Origin of the sequence: Halobacteriovorax sp. RT-2-3 (genome assembly GCF_047085075.1) — a bacterium.
Taxonomy (GTDB): Bacteria; Bdellovibrionota; Bacteriovoracia; order Bacteriovoracales; family Bacteriovoracaceae; genus Halobacteriovorax_A.
Genome location: NZ_JBKIYF010000002.1, coordinates 812,012 through 830,199, shown reverse-complemented (window position 1 = coordinate 830,199; position 18,188 = coordinate 812,012). Strand labels below are relative to the sequence as shown.

The following is an 18,188-nucleotide window of genomic DNA, read 5'->3' as shown; positions in this document are numbered from 1 at the left end:
GAAATCAGTCAATTGTTAAAAATTCTGCGCATTGTTGACGCATGGTGCGTTTTTTGTTTTGGAAAATATAAATGATTTCTGTATAAGAGCGCTTTTGCGGACCTATGTATTTTCCAGTTTTGGTGAGAGCCTGTTTCTTTAGTTAATTTTTTTTCACTTTGCTTAACTGAACTTAGGTACTTCTTTCTTTGTTATATGTCGAAAGACTCTTTGAAGAAACTCTACAAAGGAAGAATATATGAAAGTTGGATTTCTCGTTTTAATTTTATGTGTTATCTCATTTTTTGTAGGAAGAGGCACATCTTTTATGGGAAGCGCTCTTAGCACTAATACACTACTCCATGATAATCCAATGATGAAGTCGAAGGATAAGAAGTTATCAAAGCTTGATAATGGTGCCCTTGTGTCTAAGGAAACTTTCGATTATTGGAAATTACCGCAGGAAAGTTCAAAGCGTGGTTCATATGATAAATTAACTACTTTAAACTTAGGACGCGGTCTCTATACAATTGGAAGCGATAGTATTGTAAACTCACATTTTATCATTGGTAACGATGGCGTAATCGTCTACGATACAGGCGATAACGAACACGATGCAAGCATCTTTTATAAAGAGTTAAGAAAAGTTACTAAGTATCCTGTTAGAGCAATCATATACTCACATGAACATTATAGTCTTGGTGCAAGGTACTTTGTTGAAGAAGAAAAACGTAGAGGTAATAGAAATATTAAGATAATTGGTCATCCAAATACAAATAAAGTTATGGCGATGACTGGAGGAGTTGAAGCTCTACACTCTGAAGTTAGTGGTGTTTTAATGGCCAGAACAGTTGAGCAATTTAATCTATACCTTCCAGATAAAGGTGATGATGCTCGTTTTAAAAATACTGTAATACCTAATAATGATGGGTTTGTTCCTGTAAATACTCCTGTTCGTAATGGACAACGTCTAACAATTGCTGGTGTTGATATGACTTTCTATACTAAAGATATCGGTACAGATACCTCGAATCAAGTTCTCGTCCATATTCCATCTAAAAAGGCGGTACTGAATAATATTATGTGGGGCTGGTTTCCGAATATTTATAGTCTAAGAGGAGGTAAGTATCGTAACCCAGAAGATTGGAAAAGGTCAGTTGAGTTTATAAAAAAACTTAAACCAGAAATCCTTATGAGTACTCATTCTACTAGTCTAAGGGGACGAGAAAAAATAGCACAACGACTTCAAAGTTATCAAGATGGCCTCTCGTTTGTGTTAGATCAAACCTTAAAAGGTATCTCTCTTGGAATGGGTCCTGATGAACTAAGGTACTTTGTGAAGATTCCTGATTATTTAAAAAGTGAACCTACATTGATTGAAAATTATGGAACAGTTTCATCAATGCCTCCTCGTATTTATACAGCTATTTTTGGACATTTTGATCGTGATGCAACAAATCTTTATAAACTTCATCCTGATGATGAAGCGAAGCGAATTGTTCTTGCGATGGGTGGGGAGACACGAGTTAAGTCGCTAGCTGATTATGCATATCGAGACGGAGATTATCAGTGGTCATGTCAGTTAGCTAATTATCTTGTTCGAATTAATAATAGTAATGATAATAATCAAATCAAAGCAAATTGTTTAAAACAAATTGGCTATCGAAGCCTTGCTACAACTGCTCGTAGTTGGGCCTTGAGTCAAGCAAGAAAAGCAGAAGGTAAGGTTGCCATTATTAAAAATGCACCAGCAACATTTGTACAAGTAAGAAATAATGCAAGTGCGTTTGTTAATAATTATCGCATTAGAATTAATCCCGGACGATCTCAAGGGACTGATAAGTTCATTGCAGTGAATCTCGGTTATGATGAAAAGTATGGCCTACATATAAGAAATGCCGTTGTTGATTTTGTTACAGATAGGAAGATGATTGAGAAGATGAAGGATATTGAAGTGCACATGAACAAAGATACGTTTACTAAGATATATAACAACTTGGGAACAGTTGATGATTTTATCGTTAGTGCAGATATTGGAATTGAAAAAGGAACGAGAGAAGAAGTTATCGAAGCCTTTTCAAATTTCGATATTATCTATGATTGGGAAAATGATCCGGCCCTGAATGTGCTAAAAGAACGTACGCTGGCCAGTGAAGAAGAATGATTATTAAAAAACTAACCCTTTCGTATCAACGAGAGGGTTTTTCTACAATTATATTGGTAAATATCTTCCGGAATATATTGATGTATTTTCGTGTTATCAATAATACAAGAGTACATGACGAAATCGATGAAATAACTTGGAAATGGCCAAATCTTTCTAATCGCCTTTGAGAGAACTTCTAATGTGAAAACAGGAAATGGAATATCCCTTGTACCTGTAATCTTCTTTGCCTCTTGGAGTGATATCGTTTCACTTGGAGCAACATTGTAGACACCTGTAGGTATTTTATCTAATGCTTGAAACAAAATATTTGCCATATCGTATTCATGGATAAATTGCATCATAGGATTAAAATCAATTGGCACAGGAGTCATATTAGAAGTTAGGTACCTTGAAATCGTATTATCAATTTGAGGTCCTATAATATTACAAGGACGTAGAACAACTGTTTCGATATTTTCTCTATTTTTCCACATCCAGTTAGTACATAGAGCGTCTATCTCTGTCACATCACGTAGCTCAGGGTGCTTAATACTAACTTTTAGTGGATAGTCTTCATTTATAAATACAGGATTGTCTGGTTGTGCCCCGTAAACGTGATAGGTAGAAAGCATGATAAACTTTTTAATCAAATACTTTTCCGCGAGCTCCAATACTTTACTGGTATTAACAAGACTGAAACTTAGGCGTTCCTCGGCACTTCCTCCGGGAGGAGTAATCCTTCCTATTTGATAGATCGATTCAAATCTATTTTCACGAAAGAGCTTTTCAAAATTTCGTCGTGTATATCGCATACGATGAAATGTATAATTATCGAAATCAACTTCGTTTTTCATCTTTCGAGAATCAATTCCAATGATTCTTGCATCAGGCATACGCTTTGCTAGAATTCCACATAGAATATTTGCTAGCCCTCCTGAAGCACCAATGATTAAGATAGAGCGTTTATTATTCATCGCCGTTATCCTCATTCATTTTTTTAGAAAATGCCCAAGGTCTACGTGTCTTCCTACCTTCAGTAAGCATTGATTGAATGACTCTTTCTATTTCTCGAATATGTGGATTAATTAAGCTATCCTCACTATCTGCATCAATATCTTCTGGTAATTCTATTGGTTTACCTACATGAATATCAATAGGTGATGGGAGTGGGAAGTAATTTGCACTTATAGGCAGTGCTGGAAGCTTCAAGATTTTAGCAACTGCGCTTGCTTGGTAAACATAAGGAAATATCTCTTCGGCTCCAACAACTGCAACGGGGAGTATTTTTACACCACTCTTTAGTGCCATTCTAAAAAATCCCGGCGTGAACTCTTGAACTTTATAATAGTTAGTTGTGCTCTTAGAGACGCCTCTTACACCTTCTGGAAAGATAAGAAGAGATTCACCTCTTTTCAGAAGATTGAGGCAATTATCACGATCACCTAAAACGGCACCACATTCAGAAGACCATTTGTTAATAAACGGAAGAGCTGTAAAAAAGCGTTCAACCATTGGCCTTAAAACTCTAGGTGGTTCATTTTCAAAAGCGAAGGCACAGCCAATCATGAGGCCATCAATGGCGATTTGACCTGAGTGATTGGATATAACCATGTACTGTTCATTTTTGATATTCTCTTTACCAAATAAACGCACCTTAAAATAGTGGCGATAAATTGTATAAAGAATTTCAAAACTCTTCTTGGCTTTTGGAACACTTAGGCCCCAAGGGTCTTCTGTCTCCCCATAAATCTTTAAAAGACTTTGATAAGTACTTTCGAGAGTGCTCTTTTCTTCACTAGTTAGTAAGTCCTGATAACTTGAAAATTTACTTTCAAGAACCTGTTCAAAAGAGTTGAATTTTTTTGCTAAAAAATCTAATGAAATCATACTTATCTTTTTGTAAAATAGGGGACGATCTATTATTTATTCTATCTGAAAGAGTGAATTATGCAAAAAGAGGAATGGAAAACCAAGCTTAAGAAAATAGTTGATGAGTGCTCTCAAGAACTATCCAAGGCAACTGTTATTGGTAAGAAGATGCTTACTGCGTCTCATACAAATACTCTGTTAAATGAGAAGTATCAGGAGTTGGGACAACTAGCTGCAAAGCATCTTAGTTCGGGAATACTTGAGTGGGAAAACCCTAAAGTTGATGAACTCTTAAAAGAAATTAAAGATTATGAAAATCAACTTCATTTGATGGAAAAAGACGTATCAAATATTAAATCAAAATGTTCTAAAGAGTAGCTTAGTCTCTTTGGTTATTCTCTAGCTCATTTTGTAATAAAAGGTAATTGATAATGGCATTTTCTAATTGCGGAACCCCTTGTCCTTTTAGGGCCGAAATAAAGTGAATTTGAGTTACCCACTTATGTTCTTTAAAGATAGCAGGCTTTAGTTTGTTAAGTGCGGCTCTTTCTTTTTGAGTCTTAAGCTTATCAAGTTTATTAAATAGTAGAAATGCTTCATGACCGAATGGGCTTAGGTAATCTCTAAAGACTAAGTCAGCTTTTTGATTTGGGTGACGAGCATCTTGAAGATTAAGCATTAGGTTTTGTTCACCACAGTTCTTAAAAAATTCATCCATTAGATTTGCCCAATGAGCATGAATTTCTTTTGAAACCTTAGCATGTCCGTAACCAGGAAGGTCAAATAGATAGAAAGGTGGAAGATTATCGACAACTTTACCTTCTTTCTCTAATTGAAATGAGAAGATATTTACTTGGCGTGTACGTCCTGGTGTCTTTGAAGTAACAGCAGTACTTTTTCCAAATAAAGAGTTAATTGTTGAAGATTTACCCGCATTTGAGCGGCCAATGAAACTTACACCAATCGGTTTTTCTGCATTTAACCATTCAATTAGTTGGTTCACATCTGTCATTCCGTATTTGAATTGAGTTGTACCTTTGGCGATTTTATATTCCATTTTTCTTCACTTCCGTTTATCTACGATTTTGCTTAAATTCTAAGGAGTTATATATGCTAGAAGTACCAAAGTTAGATAAACTTGTAAAAGACACATTTTGTGTTCATGGAAATTCTATAGAAATTACACCTTTATTTGGCTCAAAACGTCGAATTTTATTGAATCGAACATCCTATCATATTGAATTAACAGGAAAGGAGTTTATTGTTGATTCTCTAGAAATCTCACTACCTATTATTTCGATAGAGGATGAAGCTGGCTTTAAGCTATCAATTGTGAAAACAAATGTAGGTGATACCTTTTGTTTGTCAGGAATTAATGGAGCAACCTTTAGAATTAACGGCTCATTTTCATCTCACGCTTATCTGAGGAAGGGCGATGAAATCATCCTTGGGCGAAATCGAATTCGCTGCTTAAGAGAGGAGCGCAAAGAGAAGCTCAGTTTTGATTATCAAATCCATCCAAAGCTTAATGTCTTAATTGAAGGAGAGACTGGAACAGGAAAGAGCTATTTAGCAAAAAAGATACATGAGCAAAGTGGCGTGCTTGGTAATTTTGTTCATCTTAACTTAAGTTCTTACTCTCATAATATTTTGGAGTCAGAATTATTCGGTCATAAGAAAGGATCTTTTACAGGTGCCTTAAGTGATAAGGATGGTGCTCTAAAAATGGCCAATGGTGGAACATTATTCTTAGATGAAATCGATTCTATTTCAAAAGAAGTTCAAGCAAAGCTTTTGCTCTTTCTCGATGATGGACTTTTTTATCCAGTTGGATCAAATCAAGCGCAATATATAAAAACTAGAGTTATCGTGGCCTCAGGTCGCTCCCTCTTAAAACTAGTAGAGGAAGGGAAAATGCGCTCTGATTTTTATTTTCGTATATCATCTGAAGAAGTGATAAAATTAGATTCTTTGCGTGAGAATGATCAACGTTTAAATGAGTTACTTTGTTCTTATGAAAATCGATATGGCATTACCATTCACCCTAAACTTAAGAAGTTTTATCATTGTTACTCATGGCCTGGAAATATTAGGCAATTAAATGCACATTTAAAAAAGAAGCACCTAAAGGGGAAGTCAAATCTTCTAACTTATTGTGAAATGGATGATAATCTTATGGATCACAATCAGATAATAGATCGTTCTATTGAAAATAATGAATTCTATTCATATCGAGATATGAAGCATCGTTACTTTTTAAAAGTTTTTAATCATTGTGACCAAAATGTTGCAACTACTGCAAGTTTACTTGGAGTTTCAAATCAAACAGTGAGAACGGTCTTATCCATTTAAAATTGAGTCGATATAGACCTTTTCAACGTGACCGTCGATTTTTAGATCTTCAATTAGTTTATTAACTTCATAACGAACTTTTTCTTTGATAATTTTCTTCCCTTCTGGCTCAAGAGGAAAGTTAGGCACAACAGCTTGAAGTGATTCATTGAGGCGGTCGCGTATTAAAATCTCATTTTCTGGTTTATAGAAATACTGGGCCGTGTATCGATTATTTGTTTCTAATAGCACATCGATAAGAAGAGACTTCATGCCATTTCTATTTTTTATGTAAATTGGAATATCAACATTTCTTAAAAAGATCGTTCTTTTATTGGCCAGACGATAACGAGATCGACCCCATTTAGCTTTTTCTAGATCTTCTTCACTAGCAATTTTTCTTTCTTGTTTTGGAGAAGTCTTATCTGAAATCTCCTGGATATTTTGATAAACAGAAATACCAGTTAGTGAAAAAACAGTTAGGGTACATGTTATTCCCACGGCCTTGGCCGGAGAGACTGCTGCAAGTTTTAGGGCAACATTCTTTGACCAAAAACTTTTCGCTGCGTTGTAGGCCATGAGAGGAATATCACCAGACATTTTAAAATTCTTAAAAGCAGCTCCAACACTTGCTAAACTTTGCTTTTTGGCCAGCATGAATGTGACTAATGCAGCTAGCTTAATTCTAAACCATTTCTTTGCCGGCCCAGTAAGGAACTCTGGCAAGGCAATGATCTTCTGGATGAGTCCAGCGATTGTCTTTAGAAAGTTGTGATAAGAATTCTTAATCTTATTTGGAGTAATTCCAGTAAAGAAGTTGGCAAGATTTGTTAGCAAACCATTTAAATATTTTTCAATTTTTAGCCATTTATTCATCATTACAGAATATCCCCAAATCTATCTCTATAGCACTTATCGGCAAGTCCCTAAAATACCTGAGTGGCAACAGTTAATTCTTGAGTAAATTAATATGCTAGGAAGTTTTTTCTGGATGTGGGGGAAGCTGAATGGATTCTTAAGAAATCTCAATAATTACGCCGTAGAGAAGAGGTGATGGGGAGAATATTTTAAGGAGAAGACATGCTTAGAGCATTAACATTATTTTCACTTTTGACCATTGTTTCATGCGGACCGATCTCAATGGATCGACAATTTCTTGATGTTATGGGAGAGGAAGATGAAGGATTCTCACTATTTAGCCCAGGTAAGGCGTTTGATACTGTTGGGGGAGACCCTAGCTATGTGCAGTACCCTAAAGATGAAATGATGAAAAGAACACCATCAAGTGAAGAAGATTACCCTTCATGGTCTCAAGAAAAACGATTGAAAATGGAGCTACAGGGTAAGCTCGATAGTATGCGTCCAGAGGATCGTGAAGCATTCCGTCGAAAAGAGAGGATGTTTGATAATGACTCTCAAAAACTATACTACCTAACATTAACAAGAGCAGAGCAGCAAGAATATGGAAGAACCCTCGTTCGATATGAGAAGCAGAGGAAATTTGAGGCCAGAAAGCCTGCATCAATTTTTCGCTATTCTCCAAGAGCTCAGGCTCACCGCGAAATTGCAATGGGGATGGACAAGAAGAATGTAATTGATCGCTGGGGAAACCCACATCGTGTTGACACAGCAGGTAACCCACAGCTTGAAAATGAGCGTTGGACCTTCTTTGAAAACGGTGAGCGTAAATTTGTCTACTTTAGCCAAGGAAAGGTTGAAGGCTGGTCTCTCGAGTAGGGAAAGCAATCTTCAGGGGAGTATAATAAATATTTAATATTATTACTTCTAGCGGTTGATATCGCTGTATATTTGAGTTAAAAAAGTCATTCATTGGGAGAGGAAATGGCCAAAAATATATATTCAATGACTGGCTTTGGTAAGGCCGAAGCGGGAAGTGAAAGCCTTCAAGTTACAGTTGAAATCAAGACAGTAAATCATCGCTTTAAAGATATTCGATTTAAGATGTCATCACTTTTTAATAGTGTTGAACTTGAAATGAGAAATCTCATTGCGCAAAATTTTAAACGTGGAAGCTTTGATATAAACGTAAGCTATAAAAGGCTTGAAGCGAAATCTCGTTTTGATGATATTGATACTGAAAAAGTGAACGCATTTATAACTTCAATGAAACATCTAGCAGACAAGAATGATGTTCAACTCGATATAAAACCAACTGATTTTTTACGTAATGAATTTATGAAAGAAGTCGATGAGTCTTCTATTGATGAGATGAATGTTTTTGCCATCGATGCCCTTAAGGGAGCGATTGAGAACTTAAAAGAATCACGTAAGATTGAAGGTCAAAAAATGGTCGATGTTATTAAAAAACATCAGCAATCTTATGAAGAGTTTTTTAAAGTAGTTAATGATAAGTCAGATGATTTTCAAGCGGCCGTAAAGGAAAGACTTGAGAAGAGATTTGAAGAATATAAAACGGCGATGCCTGTTGATGAACCTCGCTTTATGCAAGAAGTAATCTTCTACTTAGAGAAAATGGATATTCACGAAGAAATTAATCGTATTAATGCCCACCTATCTAAGTTAAATGACCTGCTAACAAAAGGCGGGGAAGTTGGACGCCAAATTGATTTTCTTATTCAAGAGCTTAACCGCGAAACTAATACAACGGGATCGAAGTCAACACTACAAGAGATCTCTGAAGCCGTTGTTCAAATGAAGGTTCAGCTAGAAAAGATTCGAGAGCAAGGTTTAAACCTCGAGTAGTATTATGAGTGAAGGTAAAATTATAGTTATTGTTGCACCATCTGGATCAGGAAAATCAACTCTGATTAAGAGGATTAAAAATGAATTCCATGATCTCCTGGAGTCGGTTTCTTTTACGACAAGAAAGGCCCGTGAAGGTGAGGAGCATGGTAAGCACTATAACTTTATATCAGAAGAAGAGTTTCTTGCTATGAAGAAGCAAGATGCATTTTTAGAATGGGCAAAAGTTCATGGTAATTACTATGGAACTTCTAAAGACTTTGTCGAAAACGAAATTGCTCAAGGGCATAATCTTCTTTTTGATCTAGATGTTCAAGGAACTGACTCATTCAAAGAATATTTTGGTGATCGTGCACGTGTGATATTTATTGCTCCACCAAGTGTTGAAGCATTGGAGCAGAGACTTCGTGGCCGTGGCACGGAGACAGATGAAAGTTTAAATATTCGTCTTGATAATGCAAAACGCGAATTACTTAGAAAGAATGATTACGATTATCTTGTGGTTAATGATGACCTTGAGACTGCATATATTGAATTAAAAGATATTTTTGAAGGAATCTTAAGAAAGTAATGTACCAGCAACTCGATTTCGCCCATGAGCGCGAATTAAATATTGATGAACTTTGTCGACGTGTCGAAACTTATTATCCAGACGCGAATTTCACTCTTTTAAGAAAAGCTTATCTCTTTGCAGAAAAGTCCCATGAGGGACAGATGCGAAGTTCTGGAGAGAAGTATATCATTCACCCGCTGAATGTTGCTGCTACTCTTGTTAAGCTTCATATGGATCTTGATACGATTATCGCAGGCCTTCTTCATGATGTTGTTGAAGACTGTAGTGTTACTCCTGAAGAGATTGAAAAAGAATTTACGACTGAGATCGCGCAAATTGTTGTAGGTCTAACTAAGATCTCTAAAATGAAATTTAAGTCAAAGGAACAATCGCAAGCGGAGAACTTCCGTAAGATGGTTGTTGCCATGGCACAAGACCTGCGAGTCATTATTGTTAAGCTTGCAGATCGTATGCACAATATGAAAACGCTTCAGTATGTTCGTGAAGAAAAACAAAAGCGAATTGCCGAAGAAACTCTTGATATCTACGTACCACTAGCTTCTAGGCTCGGTATCAACTCGGTAAAGATTGAACTAGAAGACATCTGTCTTCGCTACCTTCACCCTGATGTTTATTATCGTTTGGCCGAAAAAGTTGCGATGAAGAAGAGTGATCGCGAAACTTATATTGGTGACACAATTGGTGTCGTAACAGAGAAGCTTTTTGAATACTCAGTAAAAGCCGATATTACAGGACGCTCAAAACACTTCTATTCAATTTATAAAAAGATGGTTTCACGCGGTGTGGATTTTGAACAAATTCACGATATCTTAGCATTTAGAATCATCGTTAATAATATTACTGAATGTTATAAGGCCCTTGGGGTTATTCACTCGGCATTTACACCGATCCCAGGACGCTTCAAAGATTATATTGCAATTCCAAAGGTTAACAACTACCAGTCTCTTCACACGACGGTCGTTGGACCTAAGGCAGAGAGAATTGAAATTCAAATTCGTACTCAAGAGATGCATGAAGTTGCGGAACGAGGGATTGCTGCTCACTGGAAGTATAAAGAAGGGATGTCATCAGGTAAGACTAAACTTGATTGGGTACAAGAACTTCTTGAATATAATAAGGACACAGATAATAGTTCTGAATTCATGTCTCATGTTAAGAATGATCTTGATGTAGGCGGTGTCTTTGTTTTCACACCAAACGGTGATGTATTTGAACTTCAAGATAATTCGACTCCATTAGATTTTGCATACCGTGTCCACACTGATATTGGACACCGTTGTGTGGGAGCGAAAGTTAATGGAAGAATGGTACCATTAAAGTACGTTCTTCGTTCAGGTGATACAATTGAGATTCTTACATCAAAGACTCAAACTCCTAATAAAGATTGGTTAAATATTGTTAAGTCTTCTAAGGCAAAGGCAAAGATTAAGTCTTGGCTGCTTAAGGCCGAAAGAGAGCGCAATATTGAAGTTGGTAAGGAAACTCTTGATAAGGCATTCAAGGTTCTTGGTACGACTCTAAAAGCAGTTTTAAAGCGTAATGATCTTGATTATGCGAAAGAAAATCTGACTAACGTTAAAACTTATAGTGAAATCTACAATAACGTCGGCGCTGGGAAATTACATGTTGATAAAGTTATCGAATGTATTCCAGGTCTAAAAGATGAAAAAGTTGATGATGCAAAGAAGAAAGAAATCTCTTCACTTACTTCAACTATTTCTCGTACTGCTAAAAAGCGTGCTCACAAAGATAATGCCGTTATCGTTGATGGAATGGACGACCTCATGGTTCGTATGGCCCGTTGTTGTAACCCTATTCCAGGGGACCCAATTATTGGTTATATCACTCGAGGACGTGGAATTACGATTCACCGTTCAGACTGTACACGTTACGATGTAGGTGATGTCGGGAGACAAATTGCCGTTGAATGGAATGAGAACTTCACGTTTAAGCATCCAGTAAATATTCATGTTCTAACACATGATAGGCCAGGTATTCTTTCAATGATTTCTAAGGAAATTGGAAACCTTGGCGTAAATATTCGCTCGGCCATGGCCAAGTCAACTCAAGATAGAAAAGGTAGTCTTATTTTTGAAGTAGAGGTTAAGGATTATTCTGAACTACTTAAAACAATTTCGGGACTTGAAGCACTAGACTCCGTGATCTCTGTTACAAGAGGTTAAGCATAAAAAAAGGCAGGTCTTACGACCTGCTTTTTTATTTCTTATTTAAAGTATCCAATTAGAGTCTCGACTCCTTGGCCAGAGCCACCTTCTTGAACAAGTGAAGGTCTAAATCCACTCGTCCATCCAAAGATATCAAAGTGTGCCCACTTAGTGTCACCAATAAATTTTTCTAGGAAAAGAGCTGCTCCAATAGATCCACCTTGAACAGTCGACATATTGTTCATATCTGCAAAGTGCGACTTAAAACCTTTATAGTAAGGTCTATAAAGAGGCATACGCCAAGAAAGGTCTCCATTGTTTTGAGAAGCCTTTAGTAGTTTATCAGCTAGTTCATCATCGTTTGCAAACATACTCGTTACATGATCACCCATTGATACTTTTGCGGCCCCAGTTAAAGTTGCAAAATCAATTAGTACTTCTGGCTTTTCCTTTTGAGTAATCGCAATATCCATTGCATCGGCAAGAGCAAGTCTTCCTTCCGCATCAGTATTACCAATTTCGACCTTTAGGCCATTTCGAGAAGTATAGATATCTCCTGGACGAGTAGCATTTTCATTAATCGAGTTCTCTGCAAGTGCGAGATAAAGGTCTACTTTTTTCTTCACACCTGAGTTCTCTAGCCACGTAGCAAATCCCATAACCGTTGCAGAACCACCCATGTCTTTTTTCATTTTACCCATACCTGCGCCACCTTTTAGATTTAGGCCACCGCAGTCAAATGTGATTCCTTTTCCAACGATTGCTGTAGGCTTGCCTTTTGCTCCCGCTGGACGGTATTGCATATGAACAATTCTTGGTGGAGTCGCAGAAGCTTGTCCAACGCTTAAGATTAGTCCGCATTTTTCTTTCTCTAATTTCTTCTCATCATAAATCGTAACTTTCATCGTTTTTGATTTTGCAAAGTGCTTCTTAACCGCGTCTGCGTAAGTTACTGGGTTTAACATATTTGCAGGAAGATTAACTAAGTGCCTTGCTGTATTAATCGATTGCGCCATTGAAAGGGCCGTATCTACTGTAGACTTCGCTACTTTCTTTGCGTCATCAAAGAATGAAATAGCACCAAGGTTTAGTTCTTCTTTAAAACGGTAAAGCGCAAGTTCAAGTCCAACGATTGCACCAGTAATCATATCTTTATCAAGTCCGTAGAAATTGATTTCAACTTTCTTAGAGCGCTCTTTAGTAATCTGACCAACAAGAGAGCCTAGTGCTTCTCTTGCAATAGAGTAGTTACTATCTGTAATAAGGTTATAGTGTTGCTCACCCTCTTTAGCTTCTTCGATAACTTTGAAGATAATAGGTCCTTCACTACCAAGGATACTAACTTCTTTTTCTTCGCCAATTCTTCCGATAATCCACTCCGGGATATGCTCAGAATGCGTAATATTACTTTCTTCTAGTGCACTTGCAGTTAGTAAGTAAACTCTCGTTACAGTTGAACGAAGTGATTTTGGGCCACTTTTCTTAGTTGCCATGATTGATGGAACGATATTCATTATTCCTCCTATTTAAATTTTAATCCTCACTGGCCAGGGCCAAGTAAGTAAGTGTTCTGAAGTATTTAAATACTTCTTTGTAGATAATTTTGAGACTTCTAAGTGAATCAAGTGGTGACTTGACTCCCCAGAAATAGAACTTGTATTGATCACTATCGCGACGACGATATTCGATAATCGATTTGATTCTTAGAATATGGTAATCATGTGAAACAATCAGAACAGTATCAATATTACTCTTCTTGCGAAGAGCTTGTAGAGTTTCTAAAACATTCTCATAAGTATTCTTTGCATTGTAATCGATATCAAGAAAATCGTGATTAATCTCATCTGTAATTTGATGACTTTGAATTAAAGTACTAACACTATTTTTTGTGTGCACTCCTGAAATTAGAATATTTTCTTGATTGTATTCTTTTGCTAAGCGAATCGCTTCTTGAATACGACCTCTATCCCCAGTAAAGACAACGATGATATCTGGTCTTTTCTTATAGAAAGTTTCTTTTGTTTTAAGGTTTTCGTTTTGAGAGTAGAGGATGAGGATGTAAGAGAGAAGTGAGTAACCTAAGATAAAAATAATAAACTTGGAGAAAAGCTCGAGGGCCTTTCTCCAAGATCTAGTTTGTTTTGTCTCAAATACATACTTCTTATCAAACATAAAAAAGTGTTAATTATCCTTTAGCTGCAATAACTTCAATTTCAACAACAGCTCCCTTTGGAAGTGCTGGAACTTGAACGCAGCTTCTTGCTGGATATGGAGCTGTAAAATAAGCTTCATATGCAGCATTGACCTCACCAAAGTTAGCAAGGTCAGTAACGAAAATTGAAGTTTTAATAATGTGCTCACGAGTTAAGTTTTGTGACTCAAGTAGCCCATCAATATTCTTCATGATCTGATTTAGTTGAGGAACAAATCCTTCTTTTAGTTCACTAGTCGCTGGATCAATTCCGATTTGACCAGAAAAGAAGTATGTCCCGTTATATTCAACACCTTGTGAGTAAGTTCCTACTGCACTTGGCGCTTTATCAGTTGAAATAATATTCTTTTGAAATGTCATCTTTAACTCCTCTTAAATATCGTTTCTGTTAACTTTTTCTTCTAGAGCTCTTAATGCCGTTAGACGACAAGAATCTACGATCTCTTTAATAGAAGCAGTTCTTTGAATGATATTAACTGTCTTATTCATTGGTACAAGGATTGGTCCAATAGCAGATGCTTCTGTTAATTGAGCAAGAAGCTTGTACGAAATGTTTGCAGAGTTTAGTTCAGGGAAGATTAAAATATCTGCAGACTTATCAAGTTCACTGAAGTTGAAAAGATTTTTCATAATACCGTGGTTAACTGCAACGTCTGCTTGCATTTCACCTTCGATCTTTAGTTCTGGATATTTTTCTTTTGCCATTTTTGTAGCAAGTTTCATCTTCTTAGCATCCGGAAGCTTTGAGTCTCCAAAGTTAGAGTAGCTTAAGAAAGCAATTCTTGGATCTCTCTTCATTAGTGACTTGTAAAGCTCAGCAGTTGAGTTTGCAATCTCTACTAAATCTTCTGCAGTTGGGTCCGGTTGAACTGTTGTATCTGCTAGGAAAAGAACACGGTCTTTAAATACTAGGATGAAAACACCTGCCGCTTTTGTTCCTGGCTTTGATCCAATAACTTTTAGAATTGGAGAAAGACAGTCGCTATAGTTTAGAGATGGACCAGCGATAAATGTATCGGCAAGACCTTTTTTAACCATCATTGAACCGTAGAAGTTTTCTTGAATCATTAAGTCTTCAGCAGCATTAAGTGAAACACCTTCTCTTTGCTTAGCTTCACAGTATTCTTTGTAGAATTCTTTAAAGTTATCAGCTTTTCTTGGACGGATGATTTCAACTTTTCCATCTAAGAACTCTTCAAGACCAAGAGACTTAATTTTTGCTTTGATATCATCTGGGTGACCAAGAAGAATTGGCTCAATAGCATTTCCATCAAGAAGTGTTTTTACTACGTTAAGGATACGAGTATTAATACCTTCAGCAAATACCATTCTAACTTTTTCACCAGTGCGCTTAATATGAGCTGCTAGACGATCACGAACAGTTTTCATGAAAGCACCACTTGCCGAAAGACGGCTAGCTAGGTGTTCAGAGTACTCGTGAAGATCAGCAATCTCTCTTCTTGCAACACCTGTATCCATTGCAGCTTTAGCAACAGCTGGAGCAACTCTCGTAAGTACACGAGTATCAAATGGCTTAGGGATAATATAATTTTTTCCGTATTTGAAATCTTCACCTTGGTAAGCAAGTTTAACTTCATCAGGAACATCTTCTTTTGCAAGTTCTGCAAGAGCGTAAACTGCTGCAAGCTTCATTTCTTCATTAATCTTACGAGCACGTACATCTAGTGCTCCTCTAAAGATTGAAGGGAAACCAAGAACGTTATTAACTTGGTTAGGGAAGTCAGAGCGTCCTGTTGCCATAATTGCATCATCGCGAACTTCTTCAACTTCACTTGGAAGAATTTCTGGATCAGGGTTTGCCATTGCAAAGATGATTGGACTTTTTGCCATTGTTTTAACCATTTCTTTCGTTAAAACACCTTTTGCTGAACAACCAATGAAGACATCGGCATCAACCATTGCATCCCCTAGAGTTCTTGCATCAGTTTCATTTGCAAATTCTTCCTTGTATTCGTTCATTCCACTTTCACGGCCTTTATAAATTACACCGCGAGAGTCTGTCATAAGTAGGTTTTCTGGCTTAACACCAAGGTGAAAGAAAAGCTTTGCACATGCCATTGATGCAGCACCAGCTCCAGAGAATACTACTTTTACTTTATCAATTTTTTTCTTAGATAATTCTAGCGCGTTGATAAAACCAGCTGCTGCGATAATTGCAGTACCATGTTGATCATCGTGAAATACTGGAATATCCATTTTTTCGATTAGTTGTTTTTCAATTTCAAAACACTCTGGTGCTTTGATATCTTCAAGGTTAACACCACCAAAAGTAGGCTCAAGTGCCTTAACAACATTTACCATTCCTTCAACAGTTGATTCTTCAACTTCAATATCGAAAACATCGATATCAGCGAAACGCTTGAAAAGAATACCTTTACCTTCCATTACTGGCTTACCAGCAGCGGCACCGATATTTCCTAGACCAAGAACTGCTGTTCCGTTTGATACAACAGCAACTAGGTTTCCTTTTGCTGTGTACTTGTAAACATCATCAGGGTTCTTAGCAATTTCAAGACATGGATGAGCAACACCTGGAGAGTATGCTTTTGTTAAATCAGATGCTGTTAAACATGGTTTTGTTGCAACAACTTCGATTTTTCCAGGGCGACCCATTGAGTGGTAATTAAGTGCTTTTTCAATTTTTTGAGCGTCAGCGTTTGACTTATCCGTGACTTTTTTATTGTCAGTCATATGTAATCCTTTGAACTTAAAATCCTACGATATTAAGCACAAAGGATACACTTTTTGGCCCTTATCCGACTAGCTTTTTATCCCTAATTAGGTGATAAATGAGCAGAGTTAGACTAGTTGCAATAATACCAATATAAAGCTCATCAATATTAGAATAAAAGCCTGGCTTAGGTATATGACGCCACGTGCCCGTTGTTACGACACCTATCAAGCAAGCCGTTACAAACTGGTTATCACTAATTTGCTTAGGAAATAGGTAGCCATATATGACCGGCAGCAGTAGACATGATGCAGAAAAAGATCCCAAGGTCTTCCAAACAGATTTTATATTACCTTGAAAGTATTCAGACATAATCACTGTTAAAACGGCAACAAAAATAACACCAAAGTGGTGAACCCAAACACGCCCCTTGTACTTCTTTGGAGCGAGGTCATAAGCTAGGTTTGTTCCAGCAATGAATAGATATGAATCAAGTGTTGATAATATTGTTGCAAGAATTCCTGCTAGCATAAATCCTTTTAATCCATCTGGAAGAATTTGAATTGCATAAGTTAGGTAAGCATGTGAGCTCTGTGCATCCGGAATGGCGGCTTTTGCATACATCGCTCCAAACGTCGTACAAATATCAAAACAGAACCAAATGACAGTAGAGATCAAGATTCCTTTTTTTGAAACTTCACCACTCGTGGCCGAAAAACATCGCTGATAAAAGTTTGGATCAACTAAAGTTGATAGAGCAATAAAACCCCAGACAAAAGTTGTCGCAAGTGAGTTCTTTCCAGTTAGTGACCAATAAGATTCAGGAAGATTTGCTTTTAGGTAAGGGAGTCCCCCAAATTCAAAAAATGAAAAACCAAGTACAAAAGCTACTGCAAGGCACATGACAAAGAACTGAATTAAGTCAGAGAAGACAACTGATCTCAATCCTCCCCACATCGAGTAGAGAACAACAAAACCAACTCCTAGGGAAGTGTTTAGTAATAGAGTTCCACCAAAGATTAGTTGAAGAAAAATCCCTAAACTTATTCCATAAGCAATTGGGAGTACATTAAAGAAATTAAAGATTGCTGTGAGCTTTGCAGAGCGTGGCCCAAACATCTTTCCAACTAAATCTGGTAAAGTAACAGCACGGTAAGGCTCAATTTTCTTGATTAGAAAAAATGCAAAAATAATATAGGCTACATACCAGAAAACACCCTGAGTGATGAAATTGTAGATACCTTGATTAAAGGCGATTTCAGTAACACCAAAAATTCCTCCATACCAAGTTGCAACAAGTGTTGCGACAAAAAGTGGCAAAGTAAGTCTTCTTCCCATAATTAGTAAATCAAGAAAGGTCTCTTTTTCGGTGGATTTTTTCATGCGATATTGGCCGTAAATCACACTCGCTAATGTTAAACCTAAAATGGCAAAAAATATAAATAAGTCTAAAGATGATAGACTTTGAAATAAATCAATACTGCTCTTCATATAGT

General features: G+C 36.9%; 16 protein-coding genes. 7 read left to right on the top strand and 9 right to left on the bottom strand.

Translation table 11 applies throughout. The features are described 5' to 3' along the window. The first annotated feature begins 238 nt into the window (after window positions 1-238). Window positions 239-2,143 (top strand): alkyl sulfatase dimerization domain-containing protein, encoded by a 1,905-nt coding sequence (locus ACMAYX_RS09875; RefSeq protein WP_412471298.1) that lies wholly within the window; start codon window positions 239-241, stop codon window positions 2,141-2,143. 11 nt (window positions 2,144-2,154) lie between these two features. Here the strand turns inward: ACMAYX_RS09875 and ACMAYX_RS09870 are convergent, their stop codons facing one another. After that, complete coding sequence (locus ACMAYX_RS09870) at window positions 2,155-3,099, bottom strand: NAD-dependent epimerase/dehydratase family protein (protein WP_158246850.1); 945 nt, start codon at window positions 3,097-3,099, stop codon at window positions 2,155-2,157. Then, window positions 3,092-4,012, bottom strand: coding sequence for a 1-acyl-sn-glycerol-3-phosphate acyltransferase (locus ACMAYX_RS09865; protein WP_412471690.1), 921 nt, complete (start codon window positions 4,010-4,012; stop codon window positions 3,092-3,094). The genes ACMAYX_RS09870 and ACMAYX_RS09865 overlap by 8 nt, the downstream gene beginning before the upstream one ends. A 60-nt stretch (window positions 4,013-4,072) precedes the next feature. Here ACMAYX_RS09865 and ACMAYX_RS09860 point away from each other — a divergent pair, with 60 nt between their 5' ends. Further along, a complete protein-coding gene (locus ACMAYX_RS09860; RefSeq protein ID WP_103217725.1) occupies window positions 4,073-4,372 on the top strand; it encodes a hypothetical protein in 300 nt (99 codons plus the stop codon). 1 nt (window position 4,373) lies between these two features. Here the strand turns inward: ACMAYX_RS09860 and yihA are convergent, their stop codons facing one another. After that, window positions 4,374-5,051, bottom strand: coding sequence for a ribosome biogenesis GTP-binding protein YihA/YsxC (gene yihA / locus ACMAYX_RS09855; protein WP_103217726.1), 678 nt, complete (start codon window positions 5,049-5,051; stop codon window positions 4,374-4,376). 53 nt (window positions 5,052-5,104) lie between these two features. On the opposite strand from yihA, the gene ACMAYX_RS09850 reads away from it, so the two are divergent. Beyond that, window positions 5,105-6,346: a sigma-54-dependent transcriptional regulator gene (locus ACMAYX_RS09850; protein WP_103217727.1), complete on the top strand. Its 1,242-nt coding sequence runs from the start codon at window positions 5,105-5,107 to the stop codon at window positions 6,344-6,346. On the opposite strand, the gene ACMAYX_RS09845 is transcribed toward ACMAYX_RS09850, so the two are convergent. Next, a complete protein-coding gene (locus tag ACMAYX_RS09845) occupies window positions 6,335-7,204 on the bottom strand; it encodes a flagellar basal body-associated FliL family protein (protein WP_103217728.1) in 870 nt (289 codons plus the stop codon). The two genes, ACMAYX_RS09850 and ACMAYX_RS09845, sit on opposite strands and share 12 nt — an antisense overlap. Before the next feature lie 201 nt (window positions 7,205-7,405). On the opposite strand from ACMAYX_RS09845, the gene ACMAYX_RS09840 reads away from it, so the two are divergent. From ACMAYX_RS09840 to ACMAYX_RS09825, 4 genes are all read left to right on the top strand, one after another. Beyond that, window positions 7,406-8,062: a hypothetical protein gene (locus tag ACMAYX_RS09840; RefSeq protein ID WP_412471691.1), complete on the top strand. Its 657-nt coding sequence runs from the start codon at window positions 7,406-7,408 to the stop codon at window positions 8,060-8,062. 105 nt (window positions 8,063-8,167) lie between these two features. Continuing rightward, the gene (locus ACMAYX_RS09835) at window positions 8,168-9,049 is read left to right on the top strand and encodes a YicC/YloC family endoribonuclease (protein WP_103217730.1); all 882 of its coding nucleotides are present in this window, start codon (window positions 8,168-8,170) and stop codon (window positions 9,047-9,049) included. A gap of 4 nt (window positions 9,050-9,053) precedes the next feature. Beyond that, complete coding sequence (gene gmk / locus ACMAYX_RS09830; protein ID WP_103217731.1) at window positions 9,054-9,620, top strand: guanylate kinase; 567 nt, start codon at window positions 9,054-9,056, stop codon at window positions 9,618-9,620. Further along, window positions 9,620-11,806 carry a RelA/SpoT family protein gene (locus tag ACMAYX_RS09825; protein ID WP_103217732.1) on the top strand — a complete coding sequence of 729 codons (2,187 nt, stop codon included), beginning with the start codon at window positions 9,620-9,622 and terminating at the stop codon, window positions 11,804-11,806. The genes gmk and ACMAYX_RS09825 overlap by 1 nt, the downstream gene beginning before the upstream one ends. Before the next feature lie 41 nt (window positions 11,807-11,847). Here ACMAYX_RS09825 and ACMAYX_RS09820 read toward each other — a convergent pair whose 3' ends face one another. From ACMAYX_RS09820 to ACMAYX_RS09800, 5 genes are all read right to left on the bottom strand, one after another. Then, window positions 11,848-13,302, bottom strand: coding sequence for a leucyl aminopeptidase family protein (locus tag ACMAYX_RS09820; protein ID WP_392993491.1), 1,455 nt, complete (start codon window positions 13,300-13,302; stop codon window positions 11,848-11,850). Window positions 13,303-13,321: 19 nt separating this feature from the next. Further along, complete coding sequence (locus ACMAYX_RS09815; protein ID WP_103217734.1) at window positions 13,322-13,960, bottom strand: YdcF family protein; 639 nt, start codon at window positions 13,958-13,960, stop codon at window positions 13,322-13,324. Between the two features lie 13 nt (window positions 13,961-13,973). Then, window positions 13,974-14,360, bottom strand: a complete 387-nt coding sequence (locus ACMAYX_RS09810; RefSeq protein WP_103217735.1) for a Rid family detoxifying hydrolase — start codon at window positions 14,358-14,360, stop codon at window positions 13,974-13,976. A 12-nt stretch (window positions 14,361-14,372) separates the two neighbouring features. Beyond that, a complete protein-coding gene (locus tag ACMAYX_RS09805) occupies window positions 14,373-16,712 on the bottom strand; it encodes an NADP-dependent malic enzyme (protein WP_103217736.1) in 2,340 nt (779 codons plus the stop codon). A gap of 61 nt (window positions 16,713-16,773) precedes the next feature. Further along, entirely contained in the window at window positions 16,774-18,183 is a 1,410-nt protein-coding gene (locus tag ACMAYX_RS09800; protein ID WP_103217737.1) for a sodium:solute symporter family protein, read from the bottom strand. Window positions 18,184-18,188 lie beyond the last annotated feature (5 nt).

What these genes read in the sequence shown, in the direction of transcription:
- ACMAYX_RS09860 (WP_103217725.1), top strand. Translation starts at nt 4,073, where the DNA reads ATGCAAAAAGAGGAATGGAAAACCAAGCTTAAGAAAATAGTTGATGAG.
- ACMAYX_RS09840 (WP_412471691.1), top strand. Translation starts at nt 7,406, where the DNA reads ATGCTTAGAGCATTAACATTATTTTCACTTTTGACCATTGTTTCATGC.
- ACMAYX_RS09850 (WP_103217727.1), top strand. Translation starts at nt 5,105, where the DNA reads ATGCTAGAAGTACCAAAGTTAGATAAACTTGTAAAAGACACATTTTGT.
- yihA (WP_103217726.1), bottom strand. Translation starts at nt 5,051, where the DNA reads ATGGAATATAAAATCGCCAAAGGTACAACTCAATTCAAATACGGAATG.
- ACMAYX_RS09865 (WP_412471690.1), bottom strand. Translation starts at nt 4,012, where the DNA reads ATGATTTCATTAGATTTTTTAGCAAAAAAATTCAACTCTTTTGAACAG.
- ACMAYX_RS09815 (WP_103217734.1), bottom strand. Translation starts at nt 13,960, where the DNA reads ATGTTTGATAAGAAGTATGTATTTGAGACAAAACAAACTAGATCTTGG.
- ACMAYX_RS09820 (WP_392993491.1), bottom strand. Translation starts at nt 13,302, where the DNA reads ATGAATATCGTTCCATCAATCATGGCAACTAAGAAAAGTGGCCCAAAA.
- ACMAYX_RS09845 (WP_103217728.1), bottom strand. Translation starts at nt 7,204, where the DNA reads ATGATGAATAAATGGCTAAAAATTGAAAAATATTTAAATGGTTTGCTA.
- ACMAYX_RS09825 (WP_103217732.1), top strand. Translation starts at nt 9,620, where the DNA reads ATGTACCAGCAACTCGATTTCGCCCATGAGCGCGAATTAAATATTGAT.
- ACMAYX_RS09805 (WP_103217736.1), bottom strand. Translation starts at nt 16,712, where the DNA reads ATGACTGACAATAAAAAAGTCACGGATAAGTCAAACGCTGACGCTCAA.
- gmk (WP_103217731.1), top strand. Translation starts at nt 9,054, where the DNA reads ATGAGTGAAGGTAAAATTATAGTTATTGTTGCACCATCTGGATCAGGA.
- ACMAYX_RS09835 (WP_103217730.1), top strand. Translation starts at nt 8,168, where the DNA reads ATGGCCAAAAATATATATTCAATGACTGGCTTTGGTAAGGCCGAAGCG.
- ACMAYX_RS09870 (WP_158246850.1), bottom strand. Translation starts at nt 3,099, where the DNA reads ATGAATAATAAACGCTCTATCTTAATCATTGGTGCTTCAGGAGGGCTA.
- ACMAYX_RS09810 (WP_103217735.1), bottom strand. Translation starts at nt 14,360, where the DNA reads ATGACATTTCAAAAGAATATTATTTCAACTGATAAAGCGCCAAGTGCA.
- ACMAYX_RS09875 (WP_412471298.1), top strand. Translation starts at nt 239, where the DNA reads ATGAAAGTTGGATTTCTCGTTTTAATTTTATGTGTTATCTCATTTTTT.
- ACMAYX_RS09800 (WP_103217737.1), bottom strand. Translation starts at nt 18,183, where the DNA reads ATGAAGAGCAGTATTGATTTATTTCAAAGTCTATCATCTTTAGACTTA.